General features: G+C 40.8%; 15 protein-coding genes. 1 reads left to right on the top strand and 14 read right to left on the bottom strand.

The genetic code is table 11. The annotated features are described in order from the left end of the window. Window positions 1-4 precede the first annotated feature (4 nt). Genes aroB through ACF8D3_RS01375 form a run of 7 tightly spaced genes read right to left on the bottom strand, consistent with a single transcriptional unit; the run spans window position 5 to window position 6,846 of the window. The gene (gene aroB / locus ACF8D3_RS01405) at window positions 5-1,087 is read right to left on the bottom strand and encodes a 3-dehydroquinate synthase (protein WP_392469698.1); all 1,083 of its coding nucleotides are present in this window, start codon (window positions 1,085-1,087) and stop codon (window positions 5-7) included. A gap of 21 nt (window positions 1,088-1,108) precedes the next feature. Beyond that, window positions 1,109-1,669, bottom strand: a complete 561-nt coding sequence (gene aroK, locus ACF8D3_RS01400; RefSeq protein WP_007480733.1) for a shikimate kinase AroK — start codon at window positions 1,667-1,669, stop codon at window positions 1,109-1,111. 19 nt (window positions 1,670-1,688) lie between these two features. Further along, a complete protein-coding gene (pilQ, locus tag ACF8D3_RS01395) occupies window positions 1,689-3,866 on the bottom strand; it encodes a type IV pilus secretin PilQ (protein WP_392469697.1) in 2,178 nt (725 codons plus the stop codon). 16 nt (window positions 3,867-3,882) lie between these two features. Then, a complete protein-coding gene (locus ACF8D3_RS01390; RefSeq protein ID WP_004877829.1) occupies window positions 3,883-4,410 on the bottom strand; it encodes a pilus assembly protein PilP in 528 nt (175 codons plus the stop codon). A gap of 2 nt (window positions 4,411-4,412) precedes the next feature. After that, complete coding sequence (locus ACF8D3_RS01385) at window positions 4,413-5,147, bottom strand: type 4a pilus biogenesis protein PilO (RefSeq protein ID WP_061517676.1); 735 nt, start codon at window positions 5,145-5,147, stop codon at window positions 4,413-4,415. Then, a complete protein-coding gene (locus ACF8D3_RS01380; protein WP_023013847.1) occupies window positions 5,144-5,788 on the bottom strand; it encodes a PilN domain-containing protein in 645 nt (214 codons plus the stop codon). Before ACF8D3_RS01380 ends, ACF8D3_RS01385 begins: the two co-directional genes overlap by 4 nt. Then, complete coding sequence (locus ACF8D3_RS01375; RefSeq protein WP_004877835.1) at window positions 5,788-6,846, bottom strand: pilus assembly protein PilM; 1,059 nt, start codon at window positions 6,844-6,846, stop codon at window positions 5,788-5,790. Before ACF8D3_RS01375 ends, ACF8D3_RS01380 begins: the two co-directional genes overlap by 1 nt. Window positions 6,847-7,008: 162 nt before the next feature. On the opposite strand from ACF8D3_RS01375, the gene ponA reads away from it, so the two are divergent. Beyond that, window positions 7,009-9,597, top strand: a complete 2,589-nt coding sequence (ponA, locus tag ACF8D3_RS01370; protein WP_392469695.1) for a penicillin-binding protein PBP1a — start codon at window positions 7,009-7,011, stop codon at window positions 9,595-9,597. A gap of 12 nt (window positions 9,598-9,609) precedes the next feature. On the opposite strand, the gene ACF8D3_RS01365 is transcribed toward ponA, so the two are convergent. Genes ACF8D3_RS01365 through rsmH form a run of 7 tightly spaced genes read right to left on the bottom strand, consistent with a single transcriptional unit; the run spans window position 9,610 to window position 17,634 of the window. Further along, window positions 9,610-10,428, bottom strand: coding sequence for a putative RNA methyltransferase (locus ACF8D3_RS01365; RefSeq protein ID WP_392469693.1), 819 nt, complete (start codon window positions 10,426-10,428; stop codon window positions 9,610-9,612). 59 nt (window positions 10,429-10,487) lie between these two features. After that, the gene (gene mraY, locus ACF8D3_RS01360; protein WP_392469692.1) at window positions 10,488-11,606 is read right to left on the bottom strand and encodes a phospho-N-acetylmuramoyl-pentapeptide-transferase; all 1,119 of its coding nucleotides are present in this window, start codon (window positions 11,604-11,606) and stop codon (window positions 10,488-10,490) included. Further along, complete coding sequence (gene murF, locus ACF8D3_RS01355) at window positions 11,607-13,004, bottom strand: UDP-N-acetylmuramoyl-tripeptide--D-alanyl-D-alanine ligase (RefSeq protein WP_392469691.1); 1,398 nt, start codon at window positions 13,002-13,004, stop codon at window positions 11,607-11,609. A gap of 21 nt (window positions 13,005-13,025) precedes the next feature. After that, the gene (locus ACF8D3_RS01350) at window positions 13,026-14,525 is read right to left on the bottom strand and encodes a UDP-N-acetylmuramoyl-L-alanyl-D-glutamate--2,6-diaminopimelate ligase (protein ID WP_392469690.1); all 1,500 of its coding nucleotides are present in this window, start codon (window positions 14,523-14,525) and stop codon (window positions 13,026-13,028) included. Window positions 14,526-14,532: 7 nt separating this feature from the next. Further along, window positions 14,533-16,362, bottom strand: coding sequence for a penicillin-binding protein PBP3 (gene ftsI, locus ACF8D3_RS01345; protein WP_004877850.1), 1,830 nt, complete (start codon window positions 16,360-16,362; stop codon window positions 14,533-14,535). A gap of 10 nt (window positions 16,363-16,372) precedes the next feature. Next, entirely contained in the window at window positions 16,373-16,711 is a 339-nt protein-coding gene (locus ACF8D3_RS01340) for a cell division protein FtsL (RefSeq protein ID WP_004877852.1), read from the bottom strand. Further along, window positions 16,711-17,634 (bottom strand): 16S rRNA (cytosine(1402)-N(4))-methyltransferase RsmH, encoded by a 924-nt coding sequence (gene rsmH / locus ACF8D3_RS01335; RefSeq protein WP_061397274.1) that lies wholly within the window; start codon window positions 17,632-17,634, stop codon window positions 16,711-16,713. Before rsmH ends, ACF8D3_RS01340 begins: the two co-directional genes overlap by 1 nt. Window positions 17,635-17,770: the final 136 nt, after the last annotated feature.

The raw sequence follows: 17,770 nt of genomic DNA, 5'->3' as shown, positions 1-17,770 counted from the left end.
TTAACTACACAGATTGATTTGCAAGAATAGATTGCTTCATAAGCTCAATATCAAAGTCTTTGGTAATTACAGCCTGACCTAATTTTTTCAATAACACCAAGCGCAGTTGACCATTTAACACTTTTTTATCATGTGACATATAAGCTAAAAATTCATCTAAAGGAATTTTTGGACATGATATCGGTAAATTTGCACGTTGAATGATTTTTTTTGTACGCTGCACATCATCCTCAGAAATCCACCCTAAACGATGAGATAAATCAGCAGCCATGACCATGCCTGTTGCAACCGCCTCACCGTGTAACCAAACACCATATCCTAAATAAGATTCAATTGCATGACCAAAGGTATGACCAAGATTCAACAATGCTCGCTCGCCCTGCTCTTTCTCATCATTTGCCACAATACGCGCTTTATGTGCACATGAACGATATACTGCTTCTGCGAGCAAATTAGCATCCCGCGCAACTAAAGCATCTATGTTTTGTTCCAACCAGACCAAAAAATCGACATCACCAAGTAAAGCGTATTTAATCACTTCTGCCAAACCTGCTGATAACTCTCGATCTGGCAAGGTATCTAATTGAGCCATATCAGCCAATACAACTTGCGGTTGCTGAAAAGCACCCAACATATTCTTGCCTAAAGGATGATTAATACCTGTCTTTCCACCTACACTCGAATCAACTTGCGACAATAATGTTGTAGGAATTTGTACGAAATTAACTCCACGCTGAAAACATGCCGATGCAAACCCAGCCATATCTCCAATTACACCACCACCTAAAGCTAAAACCGTACAATCGCGATTAAATCCTGATTCTAAAAGTGCATCAAAGATCAAGTTCAAATGTTGTATGTCTTTAAATTTCTCGCCATCAGGTAATATACATTGAGCGACTTGTTTATCTAATTCAGTTAAAGCTTGAACATAATGTTGTAAATATAGTGGTGCTACAGTGGTGTTTGAAACCACCATGACTTGCCGACCATGCAGATAGGGCTTAAGTAACTCTTTTGGATTTAAAAGACTCCCAATAAAAATTGGGTAACGACGATCACCTAACTCAACATGTAACGTTTGCATAACATTAAAACCAAAAATGAATTACTTAACTTGTTTCGATAATATTAACTGAAGAATGCGCTGTGCTAAATCCCTAGCCGCTCCTTGATTTGTCTCAATAACATGATGTGCTATTTCCCGATATAAGGGATCTCTTGTTGCTAACAAATCTCGTAGCTTTTGTTCTGGGTTTTCAACTTGTAATAGAGGGCGATTTTTATCGCGATAGGTTCGCTGTAATTGAAGCTCTACAGGAGTATAAAGATAAACCACAATACCGCGCTGTTTTAAGAATTCTCGATTTGCTAATTGTGTTACTGCACCACCGCCAGTGGCTAAGACAAGGGAGGATCGATTAGTTAAATCATTTAAAACATTGGTCTCACGTAAACGAAAGCCAACTTCTCCCTCTTTTTCAAAAATCCAAGGAATCGTCGCTCCAGTTTTACGCTCGATTTCATGATCACTATCAATAAAGTCTCGACCTAACAATTCTGCTAGATGTCGCCCGACTGTTGTTTTTCCTGCCCCCATTGGCCCTACCAAATATATATTTGGTAGGGTTTCAAACGCTTTGCTTGGCAACGCGCCACCTATATTCATTGCAATTATTGAAAATATATTAATGATTTCTTGTCAAAGTGTCATTAACAATTCTCGGTGTCACAAAAATTAGCAGCTCACGTTTATTATCCGTTTTAAGATCACGACGGAATAATCGACCAATGTAAGGAATATCCCCTAAGAAAGGTACTTTTGTTTGGGAGCTAATATTTTCCTGCTCAAAAATCCCACCTAAAACAACGGTTTCTCCATTATCCACCAACACATTGGTATCAATGGAGTTTTTGCTAATGGTTAATTGACCAGTAGGTGTTGGCGTACTAGGCGCATCCTTAGTGATATTCAACTTCATCATTACTTTACCGTCAGGTGTAATGCTAGGAGTTACATCCAAACTTAAAGTTGCGTCAATAAATTCAGTTTTAGGAACTGCATTTGCTCCGCCGCCAGAAGAAGAGGTATATGGGATTTTTGTACCTGATTCAATTTTTGCCGCTTGTTTATCAGCAGTCATCACTTTAGGTGTAGAAATTACCTCACCATAACCATCAGCCTGTACTGCTGAAAGCTCTAAATCCAACATAAAGTCAGAAAGACTAATTAAACCAAAAGCAATACGGCTTGCTCCAGGGGTAACCGCCCCTAAATCAACATTTAGATTATCTGGACGCTCGATTTCATATTTCCAACCACCAGTATCACTATCTTTTGTAGGTTCACGCAAGTCCCACAAAGTTGTATCACTACCACCAACCAACAAATCATTATTATTCGTAATGCCTTGTGATAAAATGCCCCACTTCACACCCATCTCTTTTGTGAAATCGGTGCTTGCTCGGACGATACGGGCTTCAATCATAACTTGCTTAACAGAAACATCCAGCAAATCAATCATTTTACGTATTTTATCAATATTAACTGCCGTATCATTGACAATTAAAGTATTCGTTCTTGTATCAGCTACTGCACTTCCTCTAGAACTCAATAAACTTTCCAAAGCAAGTGAGTCTGAACCAGCAGTCCGGTTAGAAACGGCACCTTTACTATCGCGAGACTCTTCAATTAACTTTAAAATATCAGCAGCTTTTGCATAACTTAATTTGATATATTCAGACTGAATAGGCGCCAATTTAATGCTTTGAGCAATCGCTTTCGCCTCATCTTCCTCAGACTTGATCAATTCAGGAATAGGCGCAATCCAAATTACATTACCATTGCGACGCTTATCTAAATTTTTAGTTTTTAGTACAATATCTAGCGCCTGATCCCAAGGAACATCCTTTAAACGCAAAGTAATGTTTCCTTGCACCGTATCCGCAGCAACCATATTGATTCCAGTAAAGTCTGCTAACAGCTGTAATACTCGACGGACCTCAATATCTTGGAAATCTAAAGAGATTTTATTACCCGTGTAGGTCTGAGTTTTAGCTTTTTGCGGTGTGTTCTCTTGAGGACGCTTAAGACTAATCGTCAGCTTATTTTCTGCTTGATATGCCATATACTCATAGCTACCCGCAGACTGGATATTAATAATTCCATTACCTTTATCATTATATGCGTCAATACTGGCAACTGGTGTTGCAAAATCATTGGTATTTAAACGACGCGCTAAATGAGTCGGGATTTTACTTCCCATTGTTCGAACAACAATCTTACTTCCTTGTTGTTGAACATCAACTGGCGTATTACTTCCCAACAGATCAATAACAACTAAACCTTCACCATCTTTACCGCGCTGAAAACCAATATTTGACACACCTTGCTGTACCTGATTCACCGAAGATTTCATTACAGCACTAGTCTGAGGTTGTACAGAATTAATTTTCAGTACAAAAGTATTACCTTCAACACGCGTCGTAAATGCACCAGCATCTTTTAGATTTACAATTACACGAGAACGCTGATCATCAGAAGCTACATCAATCGAATTTGCTTCATTCGTAGACACTGGAATTGATGTTCTTTTCAATGTTTGTTGAGCTTTATCGAAATCTAGAATTAATCGACCTGGCTGCTCAAGTTGATATGCCTGTGGTTGAGGTGGCAAACCATTAAACATGATTCGAATTTCAGTACCTTGATCAGCCAAACTCATCGGTACAATGTTCATCATCGCTACTTGAGCTGAAGCAGCCTGCATTACCGCTATAGTAATAGCAGCCATAGAAAATTGTCGGAATGCACGATTCATGGTCTTCGCTTCCCCAAATAAAGAATCTTTAAACTGTTTTTTCATTTTTATTCCCTTAATCTTACGGTGCTAGCCCAATTAAAACGAGAGTTCTAGGTCTTTCAACATACCCTTCTCGCCCATCAGGTACAATTTCCACCAAATCAATCTGTGTCGGGCTGATTTTAACAATTCGTCCTTGATTTACACCCAAGTAACTTCCAACTTGCACACGCTCTACCTGCCCATCTGGTGTTTGAATCAAAGCAATCGTCTCATTACTTTTCCCACGCATACTACCTTTCATATTCAGAGACTCTAGTGCATAGCTCTCTAAAGGTTGTGGTTGACGATTAAAGTTTGGATAAACACGTTTACCCGCCATGATTCTTAATTCCGCAGCCAAAGAACTTGGCATAAATGGACTTTTTAATTGGTGTGCTGAATAATTAAATAAAGGTACTGGTGTAAAAATAGGTGCTGGTTCAATCGGTAGTGGAGCTTCATTACGAATAGCAGCCATCTGTTGATTTACAGCGTCAATACGAGAATCACAACCAGACAAACCAAGCAGCGATAATACGCCGAGTAATAATGTTGTTTTATTCATTATTACTTCCCTCCTTGAGCATTAGCAGCTGGTTGAGTTGCTGGAGAAACCGTGTCCGTACCAGCTTGATCATCTGCCCCAATATAACGATATGTTTTTGCTTTAACTGAGTAATTAATCACAGGAATATCTGATTTCTTTTGTGTATCAGGCTTAGCTTCTACAACAAAATCATGTAGCGTTACGATTCGAGGTAACGCAGCAATCCCCGTAACGAACGCGCCAAATGCATGATAATCACCCGTTGCCTCAATGCTTATTGGTTGCTCAATAAAGAATTCTTGCTTAACTTCACTCTCTAAACGGATATTTTTAAATTTCAGACCAGAATTCACGCCTGTTAAGTTAATATCTTCAACCAAACTTGGGATTTCTGTTTCTTTTGGAAGCTGTTCAAGCTGTTGATTAAAATTCGCTTCCATTTCTTGTAATTGTGCTTGGTATTGCTGCAAGTTTCTTAATTTCGAGTCCTTCTCTCTAAACTCGTTTAATAAGCTTTGCTCTTTAGCTTGCGCATTTGCAATCGATTCAAGCTGAGATTTAATGACGACGAAATAACCAAGCGCCACCACCGCCAAGAAAACGAAAATCCAGCATGTAATTTTAACTGACAGAGGCCAACTGCCGTAGTTGTTCATATCCAACGTGTTAAATTGTTGGAAGAACTGCTCTACTGTCATTTTCTTTTTCTTGACTACAACATCTTGATTGAGGTCATTTAGTTCTTCTTGACTCATTGTGCACCTCCAGCCGTTGCAGAAGCAGCTGTTTCCGCTGATGGGTCAACTTCAGTCACCGCCCCAATCTCCCCTAAATCAACTGTTACAACAAAGCTTCCATAGTTTTCCTCGACTCGAGGAACTAAAGAACTAGCAGCTTTATCTTTTTTCTCTTCGGCCGCTAAGAACGAATTCATAAATGCATTTCGATACCAAGGGGATGCTTCCAAATTACGCAGCAATTCAGCAACTGTATTTGGACTTTCCGCTTTTCCTTCAATCGTGAATTTATCACCCGTTCTTGTGAACTTGGTTAAATACATCGTAGGTGGTGTAACCCGAACCAGTTCGTCTACCAATCTTACAGTTACAGGACGTTGACCTTGCAATCCTTGAATGAGCTTCATACGCTCAATAATTGCATTACGGCGTTCTTGCAAACCTTCTAATGATTTTAACTGAGTATCTAGATTTTGATTGGTACTTACAATTAATTGATTCGCTTGCTCTTGATCATCCAGTTTTTGATCAAAGTAAACCCAACCTGAAAATATTGATGCCACACCTAAAGCAGCAACACCAACACACAAAGCGACAAACTGTTTCTTTCTTTGTTCTCTTAGCTCATCACGCCAAGGGAGTAAGTTAATCTTTGCCATTAATCAAAACTCCTCAATGCTAGACCACATGCCACCATCAAAGAGGAAGCATCATTTTCTATTTTTTTAATGTCAATTTGGGGAGAAAAGCCCATTTGTAAGAATGGGTTAGCAATCGTAACGCGATAACCTAATTTTTGCTGCAAAAGCTTCGCTAAGCCAGGAATATTGGCATTACCACCAGCCAATAAAATATGATCAATTTCATTGAATTGTGATGATGAGAAGAAAAATTGCAGTGAGCGTGCAGCTTGCTGCACAACGGCATCAAGGAAAGGTTCCAAAACCTCAGTGTCATAATCATCTGGGAGCGATCTTTCTTTTTTTGCCCGACCCGCTTCTTCAAATGACAAACCGTAGCGGTTTTGCACATCCTGGGTAAGCTGGCGACCACCAAATACTTGCTCACGCGTATAAATGATTTTACCTTTTTGCATCACAGATAAAGTTGTCATGGTATGACCAATATCTAGAATGCCGACAGTATTCGCACCCATTGGAAGCGTATCAGAAAACACACTAAAAGCTCGTTCCATTGCATAACTTTCAACTTCAGCAATTTTTGCTGTTAAGTTCGCAAGTTCAAGAACTTCGACACGCGTGTCAACATTTTCTGTTCGGGTAGCAACTAATAGGACGTTAACGCGATTGGGATTTGGCAATTTATCAGGCAGAACCTCAAAATCAAGGCTCACCTCATCTAATGGAAACGGAATGTACTGTTCAGCATCCATACGAATTTGCACTTCACGCTCTTCATCTGACATATCAGCATCCATCTCAATGATCTTATTAATCACCATTGATGTTGGAATTGCGATTGCCACATTGGTAGTGTGAGGGTTCGCTAAATTGACAACACGCTCAAGGGCATCACCAACTGCTTCAGGATTAAGAATGCTTTTTTCGACGACACTGTTTTCTGGCAGCGGCATCAACGCATAACTTTCAACCCAATATCTACCGTTCTTTACAGAGAGCTCCAATAACTTAACAGTTGTCGAACTAATATCGACCCCTACTAACCCCTTATTTGGTTTACGATATAACCTGAGCACAGTACTTTCCTATTTATTTTTTTATCCCCAAAAATACAACATACTAATTTGTTTTGGTCTTTAATTTATACGGATACAATAACTCATCTAACAATCCGCATGTCTAAAGGATATACTGACCACAATTAGTTTGCCATTCGCTCTTATTAAAACTTACTTATTATGAAAAAGCTATCCAGTTCTGGCATTGTTCGCCCATTTTTTTTGATGCTTATTATTATCTTAGTCTCACTTCCTATGGGATTTTATGGCATGTATCTCTATCTTGCACCATCTTTGCCAGATATGAGTTCTCTAAAAAAAGCGCCATTACTAAAACCATTGCAAGTCTATACAGCTGATAATAAGTTAATCGCGGAATATGGTGGCAAACTATCAATACCAGTAAAGTATGAGCAAATTCCCCCAACATTTATCCATGCATTTCTAGCAGCGGAAGACTCTTCTTTTTTTGAACATAATGGCATTAGCTTCAAAGGTCTTGGTCGCGCAGTTACTGAATCAATTACTGGATCCGATGTCCAAACTGGTGGCTCAACGATCACCATGCAAGTTGCGAAGAACTATTATTTAAGCCCAGACCGTACATTAAGACGCAAACTAACAGAGGTTTTCCTTGCACGAAAAATTGAACAAAACCTAACAAAACAAGAAATTCTAACAGCTTATGTCAATAAAATTTTCTTAGGAAAAAATGCTTACGGTATCGCAGCAGCTGCTCGAATCTACTACAACAAAAATATAAATGAACTAACAACAGCACAAATGGCAATGATCGCTGGATTGCCTAAAGCACCATCAAAGTATAATCCTGTTGTAAATCCTGAACGAGCACTTGAACGTCGTAATTGGATTTTAGGTCGTATGTTGCAGCTTGGTTATATCAATCAAACCCAATATCAAAAAGCTGTTGCTGAACCAATTAGTTTAAATATGGTAGATCGTTCAGTCAGCAATGTATTTCCCTATGTAGGTGAAATGGTTCGTGCTGAGCTTGTTGAACATTTTGGCGCTCAAGCAATCGACTCTGGCTATAAGGTTTATACTACGATTGATAGCAAACGTCAGCGCTATGCAGAACAATCAATTCAAGATGGCCTTGAAGCTTATGATCGTCGTCATGGCTGGCGTGGCCCTGAAGCTCACGATAAACCACTTAATCAATTCATGGCATATGCCAACACCTACCCCGCACAAGTTGTAAAGGTAAAGAGCAACTCTTTTGATGCTTTGATGCAAGATGGTTCAACAGTCACTGTGAATTGGTCAGGCATGTCATGGGTGCGTCCTTATCGTAATGCCAATAGCGTTGGCGGCACGCCATCCAACGCTTCTCAAATTGTTAAAGTTAAAGATATTATTCGCTTACGACCAAATGAAGATAAAACCGTTTGGTCTTTAGTTCAAGTTCCAAAAGTCCAAGGACAATTGATTGCATTAAATCCAAATGATGGTTCAATTGAAGCAATCGTTGGTGGATATAATTTCTATCAAACAAAATTTAATCGTGCTTTACAAGGCTGGAGACAACCTGGTTCAACCATTAAACCATTTGTCTACGCATTAGCATTAGAGCGCGGTATGACACCATTTAGCATGGTGAATGACAGTCCCATTACGATTGGCAAATGGTCTCCTCGAAACTCTGATGGTCGCTATCTCGGTATGATTCCGCTACGTCGTGCATTGTATTTATCTCGAAATACAGTCTCTGTGCGCTTATTACAGAATGTAGGAATCGAAAGAGCTCGCCAATTATTTATGGATTTTGGCTTACAGGATGATCAAATTCCACGCAACTACACGATTGCGCTCGGTACACCTCAAGTTCTTCCAGTGCAAATGGCAACAGGTTATGCAACCTTTGCAAATGGCGGCTATCGTATTCAGCCTCATTTCATCAAAAGAATTGAGGACAATAATGGCAATATCATTTATGAAGCTACGCCTGAATATGCATGTATTCCATGCATCAGCGACTCAAATGCTTATAACCAAGCACAAGACACCGACCAAGATAATGAAACACAAGAGATCACCAATGAAAGCTTAGAGAGCGCTCTAGCATCATCAGAAGCTCAAGCGACAGATGCAAATCCTGATCAATCACTCAAGACCAATAGCAATTACAAACAAGCTCAACGAATTTTAAAATCCAGTTCAGCTTATGATATGGCAAATATCCTACATGACGTAATTCAGCGTGGTACAGGTCGTGCTGCACTCAAAATTGGACGAGATGATTTAGGTGGTAAAACAGGAACAACCAATGATGCGAAAGATGCTTGGTTCGCAGGCTTTAATGGCAAACTCGTCGCGATTGCTTGGGTTGGATTTGATCAACCTCGCACATTAGGTCGTCGTGAATATGGTGGTGTTGCTGCACTACCTATTTGGTCGAACTTTATGGCGAAGTCACTTGCAGGCACACCGTCTACATGGGTTCGTTTTGATAAAGATGCAAGTGCACCAATCTCTCGTGATGAACTACAAGTTCAACAAAGCGAAGATCAAAAAGTTTATCGTGCATCTCCACCGTTAGCGCGTCCTCTCTATCGCCCAGCACCAGTTATCCCAACACGTTCGATAGATAATGATTTCTCAGACTTACCTGGCACAGCACCTTCAGCTGATGAACAAATTATTGTTCCCTCAAAAAAACAACCACCTGCTCTAGGTACGGAGACTCAAAGTCCGACACCGAAGAAAGAAAGAGATAATATAGAAAACCTCATCAACCAAATCCAATAAGCTAAAAAGCCATCAAATTGATGGCTTTTTTCTTTTTTGAAATAGATAAATCTGAAAAGCGGCACTTACCGTAAATACTGGATTCTGCTCCAACAACATCCGTCGTTCGGGATTGGCTTTATAAGCATAAGGCGTCATTGCGATTAAGTTCTTTAAGGCCATTTGATCCAAACTTAACGGCGCTTCAATCACTTGCTCTTGTATTAACTCAAACTCAGCTTCAAGTTGCTCAACAAACTTATGAGGTTCATGTAAATTTACCTGTTCAAATAAAGCAGCTCTTAAATCATATAAATGCTTAGGTGCAGGCGTTACAACAATTAAATGTCCACCATGATTTAAAACTCGAGCAATTTCTGCTTGAGGAATTGGACTAAATAAACTCGTACAAACATCAACACAATGATTTTGAACGGGCAATGTTGCACCTGTTCCAACAATCCATGTTACTTTGGAATTTAGTTTTGCTGCACGTTGTACCGCTGTTTTAGCAATATCAACACCAATACAATCGTTAGTAACCGTTTGCATCGCATCGGTATAATAACCCTCACCGCAGCCAATATCTAAAATTGCTTTTGGTTTAAGCTGCTGAAGTATCTCAACAACCGCTTGCTGTAATGGCTGGTAATAACCTGCTTGTAAAAATTCACGGCGCGCTAATACAGATTCAGCAGTATCACCCGGTGTTTTACTATGTTTGTGTTGAACCACATGAAGATTTACATAACCTTGTTTGGCCACATCATAGCTATGCCCTTGTTCACATCGCCATGTATTCTCCGCCAAATTCAACGATTGGCGACAAACAGGACACATCAACAAACTCATCTATTTTCTCCAGACATAAAAAAAGCTGGTTATCACCAGCTCTTTTCTCGAATCTTGGCTTAACGTAATTTTAACGTCATCAACCCTAACACAACGAGGAAAATGGTAATAATCCAAAAGCGGATTACGACTTGTGTTTCTTTCCAACCTTGCTTTTCATAATGATGATGTAACGGCGCCATTAAGAATACACGTTTATTTCGCATACGTAATGAACCGATTTGCAAGAATACAGAAACAGCTTCCATCACAAATACACCGCCCATAATTGCAAAGACAATTTCTTGACGAACCATCACTGCAATCGTACCAAGCATCGCGCCAAGCGCTAAAGCTCCGACATCACCCATAAAGACTTGGGCAGGATGCGCATTGTACCAAAGGAAAGCAAGACCCGCTCCGATCATTGCAGAGCAAATCACTACAAGCTCAGAGGTGTATTTAACATATGGAATATGTAAATAATTCGCAAAACGAATATCACCAGATAAATAAGCAAAAACGCCCAAGCCTGCTGCAACCATAACGATTGGCATAATCGCCAAACCATCTAGACCATCCGTCAGGTTAACCGCATTTGATGCACCATTAATCACAAGATAAGTAAAAACAATAAATGCTAAACCCAGCGGCACAACAGATAGAGGAATCGACAAATTCTTAAAGAAAGGAATCAGCAAATCCAGCATATTCGCCGTATGTACGGCACTATCTTGCTGTTTTGCAATCACATATAAGGTAATACCCGCTCCCAGAGATGCCACCGAAGTCCAAAAAAACTTCTTACGTGCGGGTAAGCCGGCATTATCTTTATAACGAACTTTAATCCAGTCATCGGCCCAGCCTACCGCACCAAACACCACCATCACACCAAGTACAATCCAGACATATGGATTGGATAAATCAGCCCACAATAGCGTGCTGATCCCGATAGAGAGCAAAATGAGAATCCCGCCCATCGTTGGGGTGCCCATTTTTTTGGCATGGTTTTCTGGCGCAAAAGAGCTCACAGCCTGACCATATTTTAATGCCTGTAATTTACGAATCATGACTGGACCTAAAACCAGTCCGATCGTCAGAGCAGTCAGCAAGCTCAACAAAGAGCGCAACGTTAAATAACGAACAACCTGAAACGAACTGTTATAGTCCGCCAATTGCTCAAATAACCATAACAACATTTAAATTTTCTCCATCAAGTCAGCCATCAACGTTTCCATATGGGTATAACGAGACCCTTTAAACAGGAAACTCATGGACTGGGGTTGATGTGTTTGGACTAAATTAATTAAGAATGGTAACGCATCTGCTTGAGATGCAAAGGCATGCAGTTTTGCAGAATCTGTCGCACCTTGTTGTGCAGCTGTAGCAAACTCACCAACAACAACCAAATGATCTAATGGTTGACGCACTAAATCTCGACCAAGATCATGATGCTCTTGCCAGCTACTTTCACCGAGTTCACCAATATCACCCATCACCATGACTTTCAAACCTTGTTGCTGCAATAATACTTGTGCAGCCGCACGCATTGATGTTGGGTTCGCATTATAAGTATCATCAATGAAAAGATGATTTTGATGTTGGATAAAGTTCAAACGACCTTTGGCGCCCTGCGCTTGCTCTAAGCCCTCTACAATCTGATCAAGCTCAACCCCGATCGCGATTGCAAATGCTGCGGCAGCAGCTGCGTTTTGCACATTATGCATACCTGCAAAAGGTAAGTTCACTGCACGAACACCTTGTGGCGTATGCAAATTAAATTGTGCCGATTGAGGATGAAGTTGAATATCGGTCGCAAAGACATCACCGCCTTCGCCAAAACTTAAGATTTGATGTCCTTGCGCATTGAGATGAATGGTTGCGCTAAAATCATCATATGCAGGAACAATCGCAGTTCCATGATCCAAAATATGCGCATAGATTTCTGATTTAGCACGACAGATCCCTTCTCGACCACCAAATTCACCCAGATGCGCTGTACCAATATTTAAAATACCAGCCACATGTGGTTGAACTAGATTTGAGGTGTAATCAATTTCACCTTGATGACTAGCACCTAACTCCATCACAGCAAATTGATGGTCTTGACGTAACTCAAGTAACATCATTGGCACACCTAAATCATTATTTAGATTGCCACGCGTGATCAGTGTCGGTGCCAAACGAGATAAAATACTGCCCAACATTTCTTTGGTCGTGGTTTTACCACTACTACCTGTGAGTGCAATCACTTTCAACTGCTGATTCTGTTGACGACGATATGCGCCCAAATGTCCAAGCGCTAATCGTGTATCTTTAACGATGAGCTGTGCAATTTCTGCATCGACTGGACGCTCTACAATGGCAATTTGACAGCCTTGTGCAACCACTTGATCCACAAAATTGTGTGCATCAAATCGCTCACCTTTTAAAGCAAGAAAGACATCTCCAGCTTCGGCATGACGTGAATCTGTCAGAATACGTTTCACTTCACCTTTTGGGATTCTGGCGTTATGCCATTCACCTTGAGTTGCTTGTTGTAATTGTTCAGCTGTCCATGGTTCTAATGGAACGGTACTCGTCGTTGATGTATGCATACTTGTTATTACCTTTTAATCCTATTGTACAGGATAAGCTGAATCTACTGCATGTGGCTGTGCTGCAATTGCTGATTGCACCTCAACCACATCATCAAACCAATGACGAACCCCATCAATTTCCTGATAGTTTTCATGCCCCTTCCCAGCGATCACCACAATATCACCAGACTGTGCTTGAGCAACAACAAACTTAATCGCTTCACGACGATCATGAATCTCATGCATGGTATGTTGCGCAAAATGAATGCCTTGCTTCATATCCGCAAAAATTTGCTCTGGATTTTCCGTGCGCGGATTATCCGAGGTCAAAATCACAGGATTAGCATGATCTAAAGCCGCCCGAGTCATCAACGGACGTTTACCGCGATCTCGATCTCCACCACAGCCAAAGACCGCCCAAAGCTGCCCATTTACATGACGTTTTAATGTGGTTAATACTTGAATCAAGGCATCTGGAGTATGAGCATAATCAACAACAAACAATCGTTCTGCATCTTGGATGACTTGCATACGTCCTGGCGCGCCTTGCAATTGCGGAACAAATTGAACCAACTTATCCAAAGCAAAACCAGCACACTCCGCTGCAATCAAACTCGCCAATAAGTTTTCGACATTAAAATGTCCCAATAATGGACTTTGTACGGCATAAGAACCTGTTGGCGCAATTAAACTAAAACTCGCCCCACTCAAACGATATTGCAAATCAGCAATATGATAATCTGCAGAAGCCTGCGTTAAAGAATAGGTGAGGATCTTCGGTTGTGACGGATTGTTTTGAGCGGCATCCAACATTATATTTGCATGCGCATCATCCAAGTTGATCACAACAGCTTTGAGTGTTTTAAATTTAAATAATCGCGCTTTCGCTTCTGCATAAGCCTCTAATGTACCGTGATAATCTAAATGATCACGGCTTAAATTACTATAAACCGCAATTTCCAGATCACAACCATTTAAGCGACCTTGTTCCAGCCCATGTGAACTGGCTTCTAACGCAACAAAACTCGCACCTTGTTTTGCATAATCATGTAGTGCACTTTGCAGTTGTAATGCATCAAGTGTCGTATGGGTTGATGGTGTTAAATTCGGTAAAATCCCATTACCAGTCGTTCCCATCACAGCACAACCGTGGTGTTGTGAAGTAATTAATTCAGCAATTAAACGAGAAATTGTCGTCTTACCATTCGTCCCTGTGACTGCAATACCACGCAAGGGCTGTGTAGAATCAGTCGACTGCAAATATTGCTTCTGCCACTCCCCCATTAGATTCCGGACTTCAGGACAAACCCACTCTTTCTCAATCCCTAAAGCTGCTTCGCTAATGACAATTAACGCACCAGCATCCAAAGCATTTTGCGCAAATTGAAGTGTTTTCTCAGGCTGACTAAAACTATTCAATGCGATAAAAATGTGCCCTGCTTCAACCTTACGGCTATCTAGACAGAAACCTTTGAAAGGCTGTGTATACCAAGCCGCATCTATGCTGATCGGATGTATCTGTTGAAAACTAATCGACATAATTTACCTACGGGTTGGGTTTAATAGAAGTATCTAGTGGCTTATCTAAAGGCACATTTAACAAGCGCAACGACTCTTGCATAATTCTTGCAAATACAGGCGCTGCAACAAGACCACCATAGTAGCGACCTTGTGGATTTTCAACGACGACGATCATCGCTAAACGAGGATCACTGACAGGGGCTACCCCAGCAAAAAGTGCACGATATTCAGTATTTGAATAACCTTTTCGGTCTGCGCGTAGCTTATGCGCTGTACCTGTTTTACCACCAACACGATAACCTGGAATCACGGCTTGTTTGGCCGTCCCCCCCGGCATCGTCACTTGTTCAAGCATCAACAATACTTCATCAGCGATTTTAGGTGATAAAACTTGTGTTCCTTCAGGTGCTTTATCTAGCTTACGCAGACTCAGTGGCATCTCAACGCCATGATTGGCCAGCATCGCATAACCTTGCGCAACCTGAAGGATCGTGGCATTCAAACCATAACCATACGCCATCGTCCCGAGCTGAGATGGATTGATCTTATCCGCTGGATAGAGCAAACCCGCACTCTCACCCGGAAATTTCACATCCGAACGATGACCAAAACCAACGCGTCTAAAGAAAGAAGGAATGGTATCTTTTGGCAAAGATAGTGCAATCTTTGCTGAACCAACGTTTGAAGATTTAACAATGACGCCTGTAACAGTTAAAGCACCATAGTTATGCGTATCACGAATTGTATGCCAACCCAACTTCATTGAACCCGGTGCAGTATTAACGATAGTGTTTGGTGTGTATTTTCCACTTTCTAATGCCGCTGCAATAGTAAATGGTTTCATCGTCGAACCCGGCTCAAACATATCAATTGCGCCACGGTTACGCATCGCATCTTTATTGCTGAGGCCATTTTTATCATTTGGATTGTAAGACGGCCAACTGGTCATCGCCAGAATTTCACCCGTCTTTACATCCACGGCAATTGCAGTTGCAGAACGAGCATTATTCGCCACGCCTGCAGCTGTGAGTTCACGATACATGATGTATTGTAAACGCGAGTCGATACTCAGGGTAATATTTTCCCCAGATTCAACTTCCTTGATCACTTCAGAAACTTTTAAACGGTTGCCTTTCTTGTCACGAATGATTTTTTGCTCGCCATCCACACCTGACAATTGTTTATTCAACTGCATTTCCAAACCTTCAATTCCGCGTCCTTCACTGTTGGTTAGACCAATGATTTGAGCGTTTGGTTGAGGTTGTGGATAATAACGCTTATAACTTTTTTCTGCGTATACACCTTGGAAATTACGCTTAGTAATTAAATCAGCTTGCTGCGGCGGCACTTCTTTTTGCAGTACCAAATAGCGCGAGCGTTGACGATCATTCATTTGCTTTCGAAGTGACTGGCGATCAATACCAACGGCATCTGCCAACTCATCTAAATTTAAATTTTTATCAGGCAACTGACGTTTCAATTTACGATTTGTTGGATCTTTTTTTAGCTCTTCAGTGATCTCATCAAATTGCTTTTTCGCTTCCCAATAATCTCTTGGGTCAATCACAATCTTCATGATCGGTGTACTGATTGCCAAAGGCACACCATGACGGTCACTAATCACGCCACGCATTGCCTCTAAGCGCTCTGTACGAAGAATATTGGCATTCGCTTTATTCTGTAAAAAATCCTTATTCACAACTTGCACATAAAAGGCACGCGCAACCAACACCACAAAGCAAAGGAGCACAACACCCCAGAGCAAATAAAATCGCCACATATCGAGAGCAAGGGTTGGTTTTTCCGAAATGGATTGCTGTTTTTTTCGTATTGGTTTGCTTCGCTTATCTGCCATACAGCATGCCTTATTTATCTTGCTCTGAAGTCATAGGTAAAGAAATCACTACAGTTTGCGTAGCTGGTGGTGAAAACATTCGTAATTGTGTTACCGCACGCGAACCAATTTGGGCAGTCGCACCAAAAGTCTGTTGTTCAATCAGCAAACGTCCCCATTCTGCGTTTAAATCATCTCTCTCACGCATATAGGAACTCAAATCTCGATAATCATGACGATATTCAAACACCTGAAATACCACCATCATCGCACTGATAAACACCGATGCAACGAGTACAGCATAAACAATAACTTTTTTCAGTCCCTTTTTGCTGTTGGATACGACTTCGTCATCATTCTTGTTGTTCATTATTTGCCTTTTTGCTCTAAGCGCTCTGCAACACGAAGCCATGCACTACGCGAGCGAGGATTTGCCTTTACTTCTGCTTCACTCGCACGAATACGAGAAACTTTTTTCAATCGTCGAGTATCAACCTGCGCTTGAGGCATTCCCCAACCTGCGTCTTCAGCCAAGCTCGATTCTTTTTGAATAAATTGTTTGATTAAACGATCTTCTAAAGAATGAAAGCTAATCACGGCCAATTGCCCTTTTGGTTTTAATAATTCTACAGCTTGCGGTAAAAATACCTCAATATCATCTAGTTCTTTGTTAATCGCAATACGGATCGCTTGGAATGTACGTGTCGCAGGATGTTTATGCTTTTCCCATTTAGGGTGAGCAACTTTAACAATCTCAGCGAGCTGTGCTGTTGTTGTAATTTCACCAGCTTGTTTTATGGCTCTAGCAATACGGCGGCTATAACGCTCTTCACCATACTGATAGATAATGTTTGCTAATTTTTCTTCTTCTATTTCAAGCAACCATTCGGCCGCTGTCAAACCTTGCGAGTTATCCATGCGCATATCCAACGGACCGTCATGCATGAAGCTAAAACCGCGCTCAGCTTGATCTAGTTGCGGAGATGACACTCCCAAGTCAGCCATGATGCCATCAACTTCAGTAATACCAATATTGCTGAGTTCAGCTTGAATATCTGCAAAACTTGCATGAATAATTTTAAAACGTGAATCTTCTTGTTCTAATTGTGCTGCAACTTCAAGTGCTTGTGGATCTTTATCAAAAGCATAAACACGCGCATTGGCATCTAATTTTGAAAGCAATAATTGAGTATGACCACCACGACCAAAGGTCGCATCAATAAAAATACCTGTGTCACGGCCTGCCAGTACGCCATCAACGGTTTCATGAAGTAAGACAGAAATATGCGACATAACAATGCAATCAACAGCTAAAAATGTAACTGCACATTATCACCTTGTTTTATGCCATCACCAAACGACTTTTTGTAGAGAATTCTTAACTTTTCATAGATAAAACCGTTTTCTTTCAATTTTTCACTCAATAAAA

The sequence above is a fragment of the Acinetobacter sp. YQ_14 genome, from assembly GCF_043102985.1.
Lineage (GTDB): Bacteria > Pseudomonadota > Gammaproteobacteria > Pseudomonadales > Moraxellaceae > Acinetobacter > Acinetobacter venetianus.
This window is presented reverse-complemented; position numbering and strand designations above follow the sequence as displayed.

Bases quoted from the DNA above. Each gene is read 5' to 3' on its own strand.
- aroB (WP_392469698.1), bottom strand. From the start codon at position 1,087: ATGCAAACGTTACATGTTGAGTTAGGTGATCGTCGTTACCCAATTTTT.
- aroK (WP_007480733.1), bottom strand. From the start codon at position 1,669: ATGAATATAGGTGGCGCGTTGCCAAGCAAAGCGTTTGAAACCCTACCA.
- pilQ (WP_392469697.1), bottom strand. From the start codon at position 3,866: ATGAAAAAACAGTTTAAAGATTCTTTATTTGGGGAAGCGAAGACCATG.
- ACF8D3_RS01390 (WP_004877829.1), bottom strand. From the start codon at position 4,410: ATGAATAAAACAACATTATTACTCGGCGTATTATCGCTGCTTGGTTTG.
- ACF8D3_RS01385 (WP_061517676.1), bottom strand. From the start codon at position 5,147: ATGAGTCAAGAAGAACTAAATGACCTCAATCAAGATGTTGTAGTCAAG.
- ACF8D3_RS01380 (WP_023013847.1), bottom strand. From the start codon at position 5,788: ATGGCAAAGATTAACTTACTCCCTTGGCGTGATGAGCTAAGAGAACAA.
- ponA (WP_392469695.1), top strand. From the start codon at position 7,009: ATGAAAAAGCTATCCAGTTCTGGCATTGTTCGCCCATTTTTTTTGATG.
- ACF8D3_RS01365 (WP_392469693.1), bottom strand. From the start codon at position 10,428: ATGAGTTTGTTGATGTGTCCTGTTTGTCGCCAATCGTTGAATTTGGCG.
- mraY (WP_392469692.1), bottom strand. From the start codon at position 11,606: ATGTTGTTATGGTTATTTGAGCAATTGGCGGACTATAACAGTTCGTTT.
- murF (WP_392469691.1), bottom strand. From the start codon at position 13,004: ATGCATACATCAACGACGAGTACCGTTCCATTAGAACCATGGACAGCT.
- ACF8D3_RS01350 (WP_392469690.1), bottom strand. From the start codon at position 14,525: ATGTCGATTAGTTTTCAACAGATACATCCGATCAGCATAGATGCGGCT.
- ftsI (WP_004877850.1), bottom strand. From the start codon at position 16,362: ATGGCAGATAAGCGAAGCAAACCAATACGAAAAAAACAGCAATCCATT.
- ACF8D3_RS01340 (WP_004877852.1), bottom strand. From the start codon at position 16,711: ATGAACAACAAGAATGATGACGAAGTCGTATCCAACAGCAAAAAGGGA.
- rsmH (WP_061397274.1), bottom strand. From the start codon at position 17,634: ATGTCGCATATTTCTGTCTTACTTCATGAAACCGTTGATGGCGTACTG.